General features: G+C 76.1%; 16 protein-coding genes. 1 reads left to right on the top strand and 15 read right to left on the bottom strand.

Features of this window, described 5'->3' with window-relative positions; genetic code table 11:
• From ACFUEL_RS20940 to ACFUEL_RS20910, 7 genes are all read right to left on the bottom strand, one after another.
• Window positions 1–769 (bottom strand): enolase C-terminal domain-like protein (locus ACFUEL_RS20940; RefSeq protein WP_380237927.1); only part of this gene is annotated, 769 nt, incomplete at its 3' end.
• 13 nt (window positions 770–782) lie between these two features.
• On the bottom strand, window positions 783–3,155 hold the full coding sequence (locus tag ACFUEL_RS20935; protein ID WP_380237926.1) for a GMC family oxidoreductase: 2,373 nt from the start codon (window positions 3,153–3,155) through the stop codon (window positions 783–785).
• Window positions 3,152–3,577: a hypothetical protein gene (locus ACFUEL_RS20930; RefSeq protein ID WP_380237924.1), complete on the bottom strand. Its 426-nt coding sequence runs from the start codon at window positions 3,575–3,577 to the stop codon at window positions 3,152–3,154. The genes ACFUEL_RS20935 and ACFUEL_RS20930 overlap by 4 nt, the downstream gene beginning before the upstream one ends.
• Complete coding sequence (locus tag ACFUEL_RS20925; RefSeq protein ID WP_380237923.1) at window positions 3,574–5,367, bottom strand: thiamine pyrophosphate-requiring protein; 1,794 nt, start codon at window positions 5,365–5,367, stop codon at window positions 3,574–3,576. The genes ACFUEL_RS20930 and ACFUEL_RS20925 overlap by 4 nt, the downstream gene beginning before the upstream one ends.
• Window positions 5,368–5,503: 136 nt before the next feature.
• Complete coding sequence (locus ACFUEL_RS20920; RefSeq protein ID WP_380237922.1) at window positions 5,504–5,914, bottom strand: SgcJ/EcaC family oxidoreductase; 411 nt, start codon at window positions 5,912–5,914, stop codon at window positions 5,504–5,506.
• Between the two features lie 134 nt (window positions 5,915–6,048).
• Window positions 6,049–6,429 (bottom strand): VOC family protein, encoded by a 381-nt coding sequence (locus ACFUEL_RS20915; RefSeq protein WP_380237920.1) that lies wholly within the window; start codon window positions 6,427–6,429, stop codon window positions 6,049–6,051.
• A gap of 102 nt (window positions 6,430–6,531) precedes the next feature.
• Window positions 6,532–7,191 (bottom strand): MerR family transcriptional regulator, encoded by a 660-nt coding sequence (locus ACFUEL_RS20910; RefSeq protein WP_380237919.1) that lies wholly within the window; start codon window positions 7,189–7,191, stop codon window positions 6,532–6,534.
• 118 nt (window positions 7,192–7,309) lie between these two features.
• Between ACFUEL_RS20910 and ACFUEL_RS20905 the strand changes: the two genes are divergently transcribed.
• A complete protein-coding gene (locus ACFUEL_RS20905) occupies window positions 7,310–7,798 on the top strand; it encodes a DUF4188 domain-containing protein (RefSeq protein ID WP_380237929.1) in 489 nt (162 codons plus the stop codon).
• A gap of 175 nt (window positions 7,799–7,973) precedes the next feature.
• Here the strand turns inward: ACFUEL_RS20905 and ACFUEL_RS20900 are convergent, their stop codons facing one another.
• From ACFUEL_RS20900 to ACFUEL_RS20865, 8 genes are all read right to left on the bottom strand, one after another.
• Window positions 7,974–9,248 carry an acyl-CoA thioesterase/bile acid-CoA:amino acid N-acyltransferase family protein gene (locus tag ACFUEL_RS20900; protein ID WP_380237917.1) on the bottom strand — a complete coding sequence of 425 codons (1,275 nt, stop codon included), beginning with the start codon at window positions 9,246–9,248 and terminating at the stop codon, window positions 7,974–7,976.
• A gap of 88 nt (window positions 9,249–9,336) precedes the next feature.
• Window positions 9,337–11,160 (bottom strand): complex I subunit 5 family protein, encoded by a 1,824-nt coding sequence (locus ACFUEL_RS20895; RefSeq protein ID WP_380237928.1) that lies wholly within the window; start codon window positions 11,158–11,160, stop codon window positions 9,337–9,339.
• Between the two features lie 109 nt (window positions 11,161–11,269).
• On the bottom strand, window positions 11,270–11,614 hold the full coding sequence (locus ACFUEL_RS20890; protein ID WP_380237916.1) for a sodium:proton antiporter: 345 nt from the start codon (window positions 11,612–11,614) through the stop codon (window positions 11,270–11,272).
• Window positions 11,615–12,352, bottom strand: coding sequence for an MnhB domain-containing protein (locus tag ACFUEL_RS20885; RefSeq protein WP_380237914.1), 738 nt, complete (start codon window positions 12,350–12,352; stop codon window positions 11,615–11,617).
• Entirely contained in the window at window positions 12,349–12,630 is a 282-nt protein-coding gene (locus ACFUEL_RS20880; RefSeq protein WP_380237913.1) for a Na(+)/H(+) antiporter subunit B, read from the bottom strand. Before ACFUEL_RS20880 ends, ACFUEL_RS20885 begins: the two co-directional genes overlap by 4 nt.
• Window positions 12,627–12,923, bottom strand: a complete 297-nt coding sequence (locus ACFUEL_RS20875; RefSeq protein WP_380237911.1) for a cation:proton antiporter — start codon at window positions 12,921–12,923, stop codon at window positions 12,627–12,629. Before ACFUEL_RS20875 ends, ACFUEL_RS20880 begins: the two co-directional genes overlap by 4 nt.
• 52 nt (window positions 12,924–12,975) lie before the next feature.
• On the bottom strand, window positions 12,976–13,266 hold the full coding sequence (locus ACFUEL_RS20870; protein WP_380237910.1) for a monovalent cation/H+ antiporter complex subunit F: 291 nt from the start codon (window positions 13,264–13,266) through the stop codon (window positions 12,976–12,978).
• The gene (locus tag ACFUEL_RS20865; RefSeq protein WP_380237909.1) at window positions 13,263–13,718 is read right to left on the bottom strand and encodes a hypothetical protein; all 456 of its coding nucleotides are present in this window, start codon (window positions 13,716–13,718) and stop codon (window positions 13,263–13,265) included. The genes ACFUEL_RS20870 and ACFUEL_RS20865 overlap by 4 nt, the downstream gene beginning before the upstream one ends.
• Window positions 13,719–14,034: the final 316 nt, after the last annotated feature.

Raw genomic sequence — 14,034 nt, 5'->3', positions numbered from 1 at the left:
AGCGGGCGTCGTCGCCGTACTCGCCGGCCGCCACGTCGGGGGCGACGGCGGCGCGGACGGCCGCCAGGGCCGCCGGGTCGTCGGAGGGCACCGGCTCCTCGAACCAGGTCACCCCGTCGTCGGCGAACGCCGCCGCCAGCCGGATCGCCCGCTTCGCGGTGAACGCGCCGTTGGCGTCCACGTACAGCGCCGGGTCGGGGCCGATCGCGGCGCGGGCGGTGGCGATCCGCTCCAGGTCGCGTTCGGGGCGGCTGCCCCACGCCTCACCGATCTTGATCTTGACGCGCGGGATGCCCTGCTCCTCGACCCAGCCGCGCAACTGCCGCTCCAGCACCCGGTCCGGGTACGTGGTGAAGCCGCCGCTGCCGTACACCTCGACCGGCCGGGGCCGCCCGCCCAGCAGCCCCACCAGCGGGACGTCCAGCAGCCGCGCCGCCAGGTCCCACAGCGCCAGGTCGACGGCGGACAGCGCGTACGTGCCCAGGCCCGGCCGGCCCGCGTTGCGCAGCGCCCGGCGCATCGCCTCGTACGCGCCGGAGGTGTCGAGCGCGTCGCGGCCGAGCACCACCGGGCCGAGCTGCTCGCGCACCAGCGAGGCGGCGGCGGGCGGGCCGTACGTCCAGCCCAGGCCGGTGACCGGGCCGCTGCCCGCCTCGACCAGCACCAGGGTGGTGGAGTCCCAGGAGAGGGTGCCGTCGGCCTCGGGACGGTCGGTCGGGACGGTGTACACCCGCGCCGTCAGCCATTCGACCGGATGATCGGTCCACATGATCGTCACTCCGTCAGCTCGGGGTCCGCAGGCCGCTGCGGGCACCGGCGGCGAGCACGCCCGCCGCCCGGTCGACCACGGCCATGATGGTCAGCGCCGGGTTGGCGGCGCCCTGGGTCGGCAGCACGCTGCCGTCGGTGATCAGCAGGTTCGGCACCGCGAAGGAGCGCAGGTCCCGGTCGACCACGCCGTCCTCGGGCCGGGCCGCCATCCGGCAGCCGCCCACCAGGTGCGCGTACCGGTCGATGGTGATCACCTCGCTGGCGCCCGCCGCGACCAGGATCGCCTTCATGGCGTCGCCCGCCGCCGCGATCAGCTGCCTGTCGTTGTCGCACTGCGAGTAGGCGAAGTGCGCGACCGGCAGCCCGTGCCGGTCCTTCTCCTCCGCCAGGGTGACCCGGTTGCCGGCCTGCGGGAGCAGTTCGGCCAGCCCGCCCAGCGTCGCCCAGTGCACGTAGTCGGACAGGTAGCGGCGCAGGTTCGCGCCCCAGTGGCCCTGGGCGACCACGTGCTCGGCCCAGGTGATCGGCATCGGCGAGACGGTCTGGATGCTGAAGCCCCGCCGGTACGGCTTGGCCGGGTCGGTCTCGTAGAACGCCTCCGTCGACACCTCCGGCGGCGGCGCCTTGTACGCCCGCACCTCCTGCTCGAAGCGGCCGGAGACCTGCGGCGCGCCCTGCACCATCACGTACCGGCCGACCTGGTCGAAGTCGTTGCACAGGCCGTCGGGGAAGCGCGCGTTCGCCGAGTTGAGCAGCAGCCGGGGCGTCTCGATCGCGTACCCGGCGACCGCCACCGTGCGGGCCCGCTGGAGGTGCTCGCGCCCGCCGCGCAGGTAGCGCACGCCGCTCGCCAGCCCGTCCGGGCCGAGCTCGACCGCGCAGGCCATCGCGTCGGCGCGGACCTCCACGCCGTGCGCCAGCGCGTCCGGCAGGTGGGTGATCAGCGGGGACGCCTTCGCGTTGACCTTGCAGCCCTGGAGGCAGAAGCCCCGGTACACGCAGTGCGGGCGCCGCCCGAACCGGCCGTTGGAGATCGCCACCGGCCCGACCCGGGCCTCCAGCCCGAGCGCCGCCGCCCCGCGCAGGAACACCTCGCCGTTGCCGCCGACCGGGTGCGGCGCGTGCGGGTAGGCGTGCGGCTCGCCCCACGGCCAGTACTGGCCCGCCACCGGCAGCTCCGCCTCCAGCCGCTGGTACGAGGCGCGCAGGTCGGCGTACGACAGCGGCCAGTCGGCGCCCACCCCGTCCCGGCGGTGCGTCTCGAAGTCCGACGGGTGGAAGCGCGGCGCGTACCCGGCGAAGTGCACCATCGAACCGCCCACCCCGCGCCCGGAGTTGTTCGACCCCATCGGCACCGGGTCGGAGCCCGACAGCACCCGCGGCTCGGTCCAGTACAGGTGGTGCGAGCCGTACTCGTCGCTCACCCAGTCGCGCAGCGGGTCCCAGAACGGGCCCGCCTCCAGCACCACCACCGACCAGCCGGCCCGGGCCATCCGCTGCGCCAGCACGGTGCCGCCCGCGCCGCAGCCGACGACCACCAGGTCGACCTCGTCCTCGTCCCGGTGGCGGCGCATCCGCTCGACCAGCTGCCGGTCGAAGCCCAGGCCGTCCTGCGGCAGCAGCCACGCGGAGGCGTTGCGCCGGCGCACCGACCGCTGGCGGCGGGTGGTCTGCCGCAGGGTGGCGAGCGCGGCCTTCGCCTCGCCGTGCCGGCCGGGGTCGGTGACGGCGGGCAGCGGCGGCGGGTCGGGCCGGTCGGCGTCCGGCTGCCGCTCGGGGTGCGCGTCGGCGACCTCCCAGCGCTCGCGCCGCCCGACGCCCAGCCGGGCGTAGCCGGACGGGAACGCCGGGCCGCCGAAGCCGATCTCGTTCCAGGACTCCGGGTGGCTGTAGTACGCGGTGCACGCGTAGCGCGTCCACAGGCTCCACACGTGCTCGGCGGGCCAGCCGTGCCAGCGCACCGCCCGGCGGACCTTCTCGATCAGGCCGTCCTGCCGGCGCTCCGTCAGCTCGGCGAAGGAGGGGCGGCCGGGCAGCGCGCGGGCGTCCTCGTCCAGCGCGCGCATCGTCTCCGGCCACGCCCGGTCGTCGGGCGGCAGGTCGGCGTAGTGCCAGCCGTCGGTCTCCCGCTCGGCGAGTCGGGCGTCGATCATCTGCAGCAGGTCGACCGGCGGGTCGTCCAGCAGCCGGTTCAGCAGGGCCCGGGCGGTGGCCTCCTCGGCGGGCGTGAACAGCCGCAGCGGCGGGCACGGCCCGGCGACCCGGGAGGTCACCAGGGCGGCCGTCACCTCGTCCCACTGCGGGCGGCGGGCCAGCGAGTCGTAGCCGGGGAACCGGCCGCGGTACTCCGGCCGCTCCCCGGGCGCCGACCGCTCCGCGCTCACGACCGCCCCTCGCGCCGCAGCACCGTCGCGACCAGGCCCATTCCGCCGACCATGCCCAGCAGCAGCGGGGCGAACACCGGCGGGCCGGTCTCCAAGTTGAACCGGGCCATCCGCCAGCCGCCCGGCTTCTCGGCGACCCCGCGCACGTGCAGCCAGAACCCCTGCAGCCCGTTCGCGGCGATCGCCGCCGAGGCCAGCGGCAGCAGCGTCCGGGCCGCCCGGGCGTCCAGCGCGCCCGCCAGGCCCGCCGCCGCGCCGACCGGGCCCAGCACCACCGGCCACCACATCATCCGGTTGCCGAACCCGGCCCGGTCGTGCTCCAGGTAGATCTCGGCGGCCGCCACCACCGAGCCGGCGCCGGTGGCCAGCGACAGCGAGCGCTGGAACCGGCCCTCGCGGACGGCCTGGAGCGGTCCGGTCACGACTTGCTCCGGTGCGGCAGCAGTTCGGCCAGCTTGGCCCGCAGGCCGCGCTTGACCACGTTCGCCCGGTCGCTGTCGCCGCGCAGCACCGACTCCGCCGCGTCCTTGATCTGCGCCCAGTCGGCGTGCGGCGGGATCGGCGGCACCGCCGGGTCGGTGCGCACGTCCAGCACGCACGGCCGGTCCGCGCCCAGCGCCCACTCCCAGGCCGCCCGGACCTTGCCCGGCTCCTCGACCCGCAGGCCGCGCAGGCCCACCGACTCGGCGAAGTCCGCGTAGCGCACGTCCGGCAGCTGCTGCGAGGGCAGGAAGCTCGGCGCGCCCTGCATCGCCCGCATCTCCCAGGTCACCTGGTTCAGGTCGCAGTTGTTCAGCACGCACACCACCAGCCGCGGGTCGCTCCAGCGCTCCCGGTAGCGGGCGACGGTGACCAGCTCGGCCAGCCCGTTCATCTGCATCGCGCCGTCGCCGACCAGCGCCACCACCGGCCGGTCCGGGTGGGCGAACTTCGCGCCGATCGCGTACGGCACCCCCGGGCCCATCGTCGCCAGCGTGCCCGACAGCGAACCGCGCATCGTGCCGCGCATCCGCAGGTGCCGGGCGTACCAGTTCGCGGCCGAGCCGGAGTCCGCCGTCAGGATCGCGTTCTCGGGCAGCAGCGCGTCCAGCGCGTGCACCAGGTACTCCGGGTTGACCGGGTCCGCGGGCACCTTCGCCCGCTCCTCCATCACGCCCCACCAGCGCGCGGTGTTCTTCTCCACCTGCTTGCGCCAGCTCCGGTCCTTCTTGCGGTGCAGCATCGGCAGCAGCCGGTCCAGCGTCGCCGCCGCGTCGCCCACCAGGTTGACCTCGTACGGGTAGCGCAGCCCCACCATGAACGGGTCGGCGTCGATCTGCACCGCCCGCGCCTGGTCGAACTCCGGCAGGAACTGGGTGTACGGGAAGCTGGAGCCGACCGTCAGCAGGGTGTCGCAGTCCCGCATCAGCTCGTACGAGGGCCGGGTGCCCAGCAGCCCGATCGACCCCGTCACGTACGGCAGGGTGTCCGGCAGCACGTCCTTGCCGAGCAGCGCCTTCGCCACCCCCGCGCCCATCAGCTCGGCCACCTGCTCGACCTGCCGGCGCGCACCCCGCGCGCCCTGGCCGACCAGCATCGCCACCTTGCCGCCCGCGTTCAGCACCTCGGCGGCCCGCAGCAGGTCGGCGTCGTCCGGCACGGGGTGCGAGTGCGGCATCCCCAGGCTGGAGGGCACCATCTTGAACGCGTGCTCCGGCGCCTGCTCGGGCAGCTCCTGCACGTCCGCCGGGATGATCACGGCGGTCACGGTGCGGTACATGGCGGCCGTCCGGAACGCCCGGTCCAGCACGTTCGGCAGCTGCTGCGGGACGGTCACCATCTGGCAGTACGCCGAGGCCACGTCCTTGTACAGGCTCAGCAGGTCCACCTCCTGCTGGTACGAGCCGCCCATCGCGCTGCGGTCGGTCTGCCCGACGATCGCCACCACCGGCACGTGGTCCAACTTCGCGTCGTACAGCCCGTTCAGCAGGTGGATCGCGCCCGGCCCGGAGGTCGCCGCGCACACCCCGACCTTCCCCGAGAACTTGGCGAACCCCACCGCCTCGAACGCGGCCATCTCCTCGTGCCTGGCCTGCACGAAGGAGGGCTGGTCGTCGGCCCGCCCCCACGCCGCCAACAACCCGTTGATCCCGTCCCCCGGGTACCCGAACACCTGCTCCACGCCCCACTCCCGCAAGCGGGCGAGCACCTGATCCGCGACAGTCCTGGACACGGGACATCCTCCTTCGCGCAGACGACACCACTGCCGGGCGTCTGACCGCCCCGCCCGAACGGAAACACCGGCGGCGCCGGCGGGCCGGTCGGCCGACGGGCGGGGCGGGCGCGCGGAGGAGGAGGACGGGCGTCCGTCAGTGGGCCGGCGCGTGCACCGGGCTGTTGTGGTAGGAGGCGATCAGCCAGCGGCCGTCGCGCTTCTCCAGCACCCAGGTCGCGTGGACCTTCCGGTCCTCGGGGACTTCGCTCGCGCCGCCGAACAGGATGCCCGACTCGGTGAGCACGATCGCGGCGTCCCGGCCCAGGAAGCGCACGCTCAGCGTGCGGTTCCAGGTGGAGGTGGAGCGCAGCGGGCCGGCGAAGGAGCGCTCCATGTTCGCCCGGACGGCCTCGCGGCCGTCGCGCAGCGAGCCGGGGAGGATCGCGGTCGCGTCCTCCGTGTAGTCGGCGACCATCGCCCCGGCGTCGCCGGCCTCCCATGCTTTGTAGGTGTCCGCCAGTACCGCCTGGATCGCGGCGACGTCCGCCGTACGGGTGTCCGACATCGGACTCCCTCCCTCGTGCTCGTTCCCGGTCCGCCCCGCCGGGTCCGGCGGGGCTCGACCGTACGTACCGGCGGCGGGCGGGAAACTCATCGCGGCTCCCGGGGGAATTTCCGGGAGCCGCGGGGCGGGGGTGCTCAGAGCTCCCTGATCCGGGCCTTGAGCAGGCAGAACACGTTGCCCTCCGGGTCGGCGAGGACGTGCCAGGACTCCTCGCCGCTCTGCCCGACGTCGGCCGGGCGGGCGCCGAGGGCGAGCAGGCGCTCCAGCTCGGCGTCCTGGTCGCGGTCGGTGGGGCTGACGTCGAGGTGCAGGCGCGGCAGGCCCGGGTGCGGCTCGGCCTCGGGGCTGAGGACCAGGGTGGGCCGGGCGCCGCCGAAGCCCTCGGGCGGGCCGATCTCGATGCCGCCGTCCGGCTCGCGGCCGAGTTCCACGAAGTCCAGCACCGCGCACCAGAAGCGGGCCAGCGCTTCGGGCTCGCGGCAGCCCAGGACGAGTTCACTGATCCGGCACGCCATCGGCGGGACCTGCTTCCGTGAGGGGGCGACGACCGGTTCGCCTACCCCGCGCCGGGCGCCGGTACGCGCCGGGTGCCGGTACGCGCCGGGTGCCGTGCCGGGTCACAGGCCGTGGCGGCGGCCGGACTCCTCGGCCTGGGCCAGGCGGCGGAGGTTGAGCAGGACGGGCTCGAAGAGGACGGCGGAGGCGACGGCGTACTCGGCGCGCTCGCGGTCGGTGGGCAGTCGGTCCGTCCGGTCGAGGTCGTGGACGGCGGCCTGCTCCATGGTGCGGGCGTAGGGCAGCAGGTCGTCCGCGTCGAGCGGGTAGCCGAGGCGGTGCAGGGTGGCCAGGGTGGCGACCAGGGCACGGTGGGCGGGGGAGAGGTCGCCGAGCTCGCGGGCGATGGACCAGCCGAGGCGCTCCAGCAGCGCGTCGACCAGCACCAGCGCGGCGGCCCGGGACGGGTCCTCGGCGTCCGGCGGGGTGCCGGGGGCCTCCCCGGCGGGGTACGGCAGCGCCCAGAGCGCGGCGCCGAGCCGGACGGTGCGGCCCAGCGAGTCGTCGTCCACGTGCGCCAGCACCTCGCGGACGGTGGCCACCGGGATCCGCCCGACCTGGATCATCGCCCGCACCAGGCGCAGCCGCCGCAGGTGGGACTCGTCGTACTCGGCCTGGGTGGCGTTGATCCGGCGGCCGGGCGGGAGCAGCCCCTCGCGCAGGTAGTACTTGACCGTGGCGAGCGGGACGCCGCTCCGCTCGCCGAGATCCGCCAGGCGCATGCCCTTGTGCCCTCCGTTGATGAGTGCCACTATCCAAAGCACTTGGTGAGTGGGGCTATCCCATCACGGGAGGGCCCGCCGAGGACGAGGGGGACCCGTGTTCGCACGACCGAAACCGATGCCCGGCCGGACGACCGCCGCCGCCGAGGGGGAGGTGGTGCTCTTCCTGATCGGCATGCGGATCAACCACTTCCGCGCCCCGCACCACTGGCTGCCGGTGTTCCTGGCGATGCCGCGGATGCTGCGCGAACTCTCCCGTGACCCGGACAGCGGGCTGCTCGGCCACCAACTGCTGGCCGGCTCGCCGCGCACCTACTACGTGGTCCAGTACTGGGAGTCCGCGGAGAAGCTGCTCGCCTACGCCTCCGCCCCCGACCGGCTGCACCGCAAGGCGTGGGCGACGATCAACCGCTTCGAGCGCAAGTCCCGCCAGCACGTGGGCATCTGGCACGAGACGTACGTCGTCCCGGCCGGCAACTACGAGTCCATCTACGGCGACATGCCGCCCTACGGCCTCGCCGCCGCCACCGGCGTCCTGCCGGTCGAACGGCGTGGCCGCACCGCCCGCGACCGCCTCGCGCACGGCGCGGCCGCGCAGGAGGGCTGACCGGGCGTCGACTCCGCCGCTCCCGGAGGCAGTCGGTCGCGGAGCCGGTCGCGGAGTCGGCCGCGGAGCCGGTCGCGGAGTCGGTCGCGGATCCGACCGGCGCGGGCGGGCGGTGCGGGCGGGCGGTGCGGGCGGTGCGACCGGCGCGGGCGGGCGGTGCGGGCGGCGCCTGGGCTCAGCCGGACAGCGAGGCCAGCAGGGCCAGCACCTCGGGCCAGCCCTGCTCCTGGGCGGCGGCGTTGCCCGGCCGGGTGCCGCCGAGGTCGGTCTGCTCGCCGGTCACCGGGTGGGCGGGGCGGGTGCCCGCCGCCAGGTACGGGAAGGTGCCGACGCCGTGCCCGGCGTCCGGGAGGACCAGCGCCCGGTGCGGGTACGGGTCGTGGGCCGCGTCGAGCTCCTGGACGATCTGCCGGGCCCAGAGCGGCGAGGGCCACAGCTTGTCGTCGGCCCCGGCGATCGCCAGGACGGGGCCGCTGACGCGGTCGAGCGGTATCGGGCCCAGGCCGACGTCCTTGCCGTCCTTGGTCCAGGCGGTGCTGAGGCGGTCCGGGAAACCGCTGTTGACCTGCGCGGACGGGGAGTAGACGACCGCGCCGTGGATCAGTTCGGGGTAGTCGTCGGCGAGCAGCAGGGCCGCCTCGCTGCCGCGCGAGTAGCCCAGTGCCAGCAGGTGGCCGGGGTCGGTGCCGGGCTGCGCGGCCAGCAGGCGCGCCGCGGTGGCGAAGTACTCCAGCGGCACGTCCTTCAGGGCGCTCGGCAGGCCGGGGCGGCCGAAGTAGCCGACGGACAGCGCCGGGTAGCCGTGCGAGGCGAGCAGCGCCGCGGCCGGCGCCAGGCCGTTGCCGCCCTCCGAGCCGCCGAAGAGCAGCACCGCCGGGTGGCGCGGGGTGCCCGGGGCCGGGAGGAAGAGGTCCCCCGAGACCCCGTCGGGCGCCAGGGTCAGCCTGCGGTCGGTCACGCCGTCCCCGAGCCACCGGCGGGTCAGCGTCCGGGAGGCCGGCGGGCGGCCCTTCGCGGTGGCGGTCAGGGTGACCCGGTAGCTCTGCTGGAGCATGCCCGGCGGGTAGAAGGAGGCGTGCTCCGGATCGCCGTCGGCGGGCTCCATCGACCAGAACAGGCCCATCCCGTCCGCCGCCCGGTAGCTGCCGGAGGTCGGCGCGGTGCCGTCCAGGGCCACCGTCCCCTGGGCGTCCGCCCGGAAGACGGCCCGCCCGTTCCACTGCTTCCCCTGCTGGTCCTCCGCCTGCGAGCCGACGGTGACCTCCTCGCCGGAGCGCAGCCCGGTGATCCGGACGTGCACCGCCTGGTCGGCCAGGGACGTCGCGGCGTCCACCTCGATCGCGGCCGGGCCGCCCGGGGCCGACGAGCACCCCGCCGTCCCCGCGCCGACCAGGGCCAGCACCGCCGTGGCGCACGCCCAGCGCCGGATCAGATCCCCCGTGTCCCGCATGCCCCGCCCCTTGCTCCAGCTCTCTGCAACTTTCAGCAAGCGCATTCAATCGTACGGTGGACGATCTGTCAGCCCTCGCCGAGGGCGGTCATGACAGGGCGGCGACGGCGGCCAGCAGCCCGGCCAGGCCGACCAGCAGCCAGGTCACGTAGTCGCCCAGCAGGCCGGAGTGCAGCCGGCGCAGCGCGCGGACGGCCCGCCGGGCCCCGGCCGGGACGGGCAGCGGACCGCGCAGCGCGGCGGCGGCGAGGGCTGCCGCCAGCACGGCGGAGAGCAGGCCCAGCAGCACGCCGGACGCCGTCCAGCCGGACGGGGGAGCGGCCGGCGGCGGCACCGGCGCACCATCCAGGACGGCGCCCAGGTAGCCCGTGCGGTCGGTGAACACCGCCGCCGCGGCGGCCAGTCGGCGGCCGACCGCGGGCAGCAGGCCGATCGCCAGGCAGGCCGCCAGCAGCAGGGCCGGAACGGCGAGCATCGGACGCGGCAGCGCCCGCCGCGGGCCGCGGACCTCCGGCTCCTCGCCCTCGCCGGTGGTCTCCGGCTCGCCCGGGTGCTCCGCCGGGGGCCGCCCCCAGCCCCCGAACACCCGGGCGGCGGCCCGCAGCACGGCGGCGCCGGTGACGGCCGAGACCAGCACGTACACGGCCGGCAGCCACCAGGCCCACTCGCCCGCCGCGTGCTCCGCGAGCGCCTTGCCCAGCCCCGTCCCGAACGGCGGCAGCCCGGCCAGCGCCAGCCCGCCCGCCGCGAACAGGGCCGCCGTCAGCGGCAGCCCGCGCCCCCGGCCGAACAGCCCGTGCTCGTCCACCGAGCCGAAGCGGTCCAGCAGCACCCCGCACAGCCCGAACAGCGCCGCCTTGCCGCCCGCGTGCGCCGCCAGGTAGACGGCGGTGCCGCCCACCGACTCCGGCGTCAGCAGCGCGAACCCGACCAGGAACAGGCCGACGTGCCCGACCGTGGAGAACGCCAGCAGCCGCTTCAGGTGCCGCTGCTGCCAGCACATCAGCGCGCCCGTCAGGGCCGTCACCACCCCCACCGCCAGCAGCACCGGCCGCACCGCGTCCGCCGGCACGCCGCCCGGCCCGCCGAACACCGTGCCGCGGATCCGGGCCGCGCCGTACGCGCCCAGCTCCACCATCACGCCCGACAGCAGCATGCACACCGGGCTCGGCGCGACCGCGTGCGCGTCCGGCAGCCAGAAGTGGAACGGCACCGCGGCGGCCTTCACCAGCGGCCCCGCCAGCACCAGCACGAACGCGCAGCCCACCAGGGCGTCCGGCGGCCGGGCGTCCAGCGCCCGGCCCAGCTGCGCCAGACCGAGCTCGCCGGTGCGCGCGTACAGCAGGCCGATGCCGAGCAGCGAGGCGTACGCGGCAAGGGAGTTGACGATCCCGAAGGTCAGCGCGCCGTGCAGCGGGCGCGGATCCTCGATCCGGTAGCCGGTCAGCGCGTACGCCACCGCGCCCATCAGCTCGAAGAACACGAAGGCGTCGAACAGGTCGCCGGTCAGGGCGAAGCCGGTCATGCCCGCCGAGAAGAGCAGCAGCAGCGCCGGGTACACCCCGCCCTTGTCGCCCGCCGGCTCGTCGAAGTACCGCCAGGAGTAGGCGAGCACCGCCAGCACCAGCACCGCCGCGAGCAGCGCCGCCAGCACGCCGATCCGGTCGGCGGCCAGCACGATGCCCACCGACTCCCCGCCCACCGGCCCCCAGCCGCCCAGCCAGGACACCGCGACGCCGTCCCCGGTGCGCACCCACAGCGCCCCCAGGCAGAGCACCTGCGCGGCCGAACAGCAGGCGGCGACGGTGTCGCGCGCGGTGCGCGGCAGCCGGCGGCCGGTGACGGCGAGCAGCGCCGCGCCCAGCAGCGGCACCGCCACGGCCAGCGGCAGCAGGTCGGCGGCGGACGGCAGCGCGGCAGCGAGCGGTGCGGCGGCCAGCGGTGCGGCGGCGGACGGCAGGTCGGTGGCGGACGGCAGCGCGGCGGCCAGCGGTGCGGCGGCGGTTCCGGGGGTCACCCGCTCAGCCCCGCAGGCCGGTCAGCCGCTGCGGGTCGACGGTGCCGTGGCGCTTGCGCAGCTGGATCACCAGCGCCAGCAGCAGCGCCGTGACGGTGGCGCCCACCACCACGTCGGTGAGCGCCAGCGCCTGCACCACCGGGTCGACCACCGGCGCGTCGGTCGGCAGGTCCGAGAAGACCGGCGCGGTCGCCCCCGCGCGGTAGCCGACCGTCAGCAGCAGCACGTACGTGGAGGACTGGGCCACCGCCAGGCACCCCACCGCGTGGATCAGGTTCCGGCTGGTCACCAGCCCGTAGCAGCCCGCCAGCAGGATCCACCCCGCCACCAGGTACGGCAGCACGCCCATTCAGTGACCGTCCTTCTCCGCGGTCTCCACCGCCTGCTCCAGGAAGTGCGCCAGCAGCACGACCACCCCGCACGCCACCTCCACCCCCACCACCGCGTTGACCACCGCCACCAGGCCGCTGGAGGCCAGCGTCCCGAACGTCCCCAGCGGCAGCACGTTCTGCAGGTACGCCCCGCCCGCCGCCAGCCCCGCCAGGCCCAGCGCCGCGAACGCGCCCGCCGCCAGCCCGTCCGCGACGTCCAGCACCGCCAGCGGGCGCAGCCGCCGCAGCGCCCGGTAGTCGGCGGCGACGTACGCCAGGTGCAGGCCGGTGGCCAGCACCACCCCGCCCTGGAAGCCGCCACCCGGGCTGAGCGCGCCGTGCGCGACCACGTAACCGCCGGTCAGCAGCGCGAACGGCAGCAGCGCCGCGCCCAGCAGCCGGGTGCCGGACAGCACCCGCCCCGGCGCCGGACGGCGGCGGTGCTCGTCCCGGGCCAGGCGCAGCAGCAGCGTCGCGCCGAGCACCGACGCGAACAGGATCGACTCCTCGCCGAGGGTGTCGAAGGCCCGCTGGTCGAAGTTGACGGACGACACCGCGTTGGCCGTGCGGTGCGCCAGCGCGGCGGCCACCGCCCGCGCGCCGTACGGGTGCCGGTCGCCGCCGAAGGCCGGCAGCCGCAGCGCCGCGGCGCCGAACGCGACGGCCAGCACGCCCGCCGCCGGGACGAACAGCGCCAGGCGGGTGCCCGGCCTCACCGCTCCCGCTCCCGCTCCCCGTCCTCGCGGCCCCCCTTGTGCACCGGTTCGCGGCGCACCTTGCGGACGGTCAACAGGATCAGCAGCGGCGTGATCGCGGTGCCGACCCCGAGCTGGGACAGTGCCACGTCCGGGGCCTGCAGGAGGGTGAACAGGAGGGCCAGCGCCAGGCCGAGCCCGGACAGCACCACCGCCTGCCGGGCCGGGTCGCGGGTCAGCACCGCGAGCGTCGCGAACGCCGCGGTCAGCAGCAGCGCGACCGCGATCAGCCCGGTCACCGGGCCCGCTCCGCGTCCAGCCGGACGGTCAGCCGCCCGATCGCCATCGTGGTGACCGGGCCCGCGGCCAGCACCAGCGCCCCGATCAGCAGCAGCTTCCCCGCCGCCCGCCCCGGCCCGGTCTCCACCGCCGCGGCCGCCGCCGTCAGCGGCACCCCCAGGGTGCTCGCCGCCGACAGCGCGTGCAGCCGCAGGTACCGCCCCGGCAGCCGGACGAGCGCCGCCGCCGCGAGCAGCAGCGCCCCCGAACCGGCTGCCAGCAGCACCAGGGCCAGGACATGGCGTGAGGTCAATTCTCCTCCAGGGCAAGGGGGTTCGGTGGGAACGGTGCCGGCCGTGCGGCCCTCACCCCTGCTCCGGTCCGCTCTCCGCGGCGTTCTCGGGGTAGGGCTCGCCCGCCAGCAGCCGGGTGAACACCAGCGTCCCGGCGGGGGCGAGGACGGCCAGCACGAGCGCGAGGTCCACGTACGAGGAGCGGCCCAGCCCCTGGGCGAGCAGCAGGAACAGCGCGACCAGCACCGAACCGGCCAACGCCGGCGCGGTGAGCCGCTCCTGCGCCGGGCCGACGGCGCACCGCCACAGGCACGGGGCGAGCGCGGCGCAGTCCACGGCCGCGGCGATCAGCCAGCCGTTCACCGCGGACCGCCCCCCGGAGCCGTCAACTTCCGCTCCAGCAGGCCGGGTTCGGCGACGAGAACGTGCACCCGGGGCGGGTCGTCGGCGACCGCGTAGCCGCCCGGAGTGGCCGAGTAGAGCATCAACGCCCAGGCCGGGCCGGTGCGTTCGGGCAGCTCCAGCTCACGGAAGGCGGGCCGGGCGAGCGCCGGCCGGACGGTCAGCACGGCCAGCCGCCAGGTGTCCGCCACCACCGCCAGCGGCCAGGACCACAGCGCCGGCCACCACCCCCGGGCCCCGCCCGGCCGGGCCCCCGCCGCCCGCCGCGCCGGGCCGGCCACCGCCGCGCCCAGCAGGGCGAGCAGCGCGCCGACCAGCAGTTCGAGGGCGTCGACGGTCGAGATCAGCAGCGTGTACAGGCCGCACAGCACCACCCACCACAGGGCCGCCTCCGCCGCCGCCGTCCAGCGCACCCGCCGCTCCCGTCCGCGTCCGTTCGATCCCGGGGCCGGGCCGGTTCGGGTCCCATGTCGGGTCCCGGGCCGGTTCGGGTCCTGGGTTGGGTCCCGGGCCGGTTCGGGTCCTGGGTCGGTTCGGGTTCCGGTTCGGGGATGGTTCGGGCCGTGCGTCCCCGGTCCGGCCGATCCCGCAGGACGCTAGCGGCGTCGGGGGCGCAGCGGCCGGGCACCGCGCCGCCGGCCGGGCCGGGCGTCATCCGTTCGGCCCAGCCGTCGGCCCGATCGTTCGGCCCAGCCCGGCGTGCGGGATCCGCCCGCGGGAGGTAGGGGG

It is taken from the genome of Kitasatospora sp. NPDC057198, from assembly GCF_042670125.1.
In the GTDB taxonomy this organism is placed as follows: domain Bacteria; phylum Actinomycetota; class Actinomycetes; order Streptomycetales; family Streptomycetaceae; genus Kitasatospora.
This window is presented reverse-complemented; position numbering and strand designations above follow the sequence as displayed.

Coding starts and splice junctions, on each gene's coding strand:
- ACFUEL_RS20920 (WP_380237922.1), bottom strand. CDS start 5,914: ATGTCGGACACCCGTACGGCGGACGTCGCCGCGATCCAGGCGGTACTG.
- ACFUEL_RS20915 (WP_380237920.1), bottom strand. CDS start 6,429: ATGGCGTGCCGGATCAGTGAACTCGTCCTGGGCTGCCGCGAGCCCGAA.
- ACFUEL_RS20910 (WP_380237919.1), bottom strand. CDS start 7,191: ATGCGCCTGGCGGATCTCGGCGAGCGGAGCGGCGTCCCGCTCGCCACG.
- ACFUEL_RS20905 (WP_380237929.1), top strand. CDS start 7,310: ATGCCCGGCCGGACGACCGCCGCCGCCGAGGGGGAGGTGGTGCTCTTC.
- ACFUEL_RS20900 (WP_380237917.1), bottom strand. CDS start 9,248: ATGCGGGACACGGGGGATCTGATCCGGCGCTGGGCGTGCGCCACGGCG.
- ACFUEL_RS20890 (WP_380237916.1), bottom strand. CDS start 11,614: ATGGGCGTGCTGCCGTACCTGGTGGCGGGGTGGATCCTGCTGGCGGGC.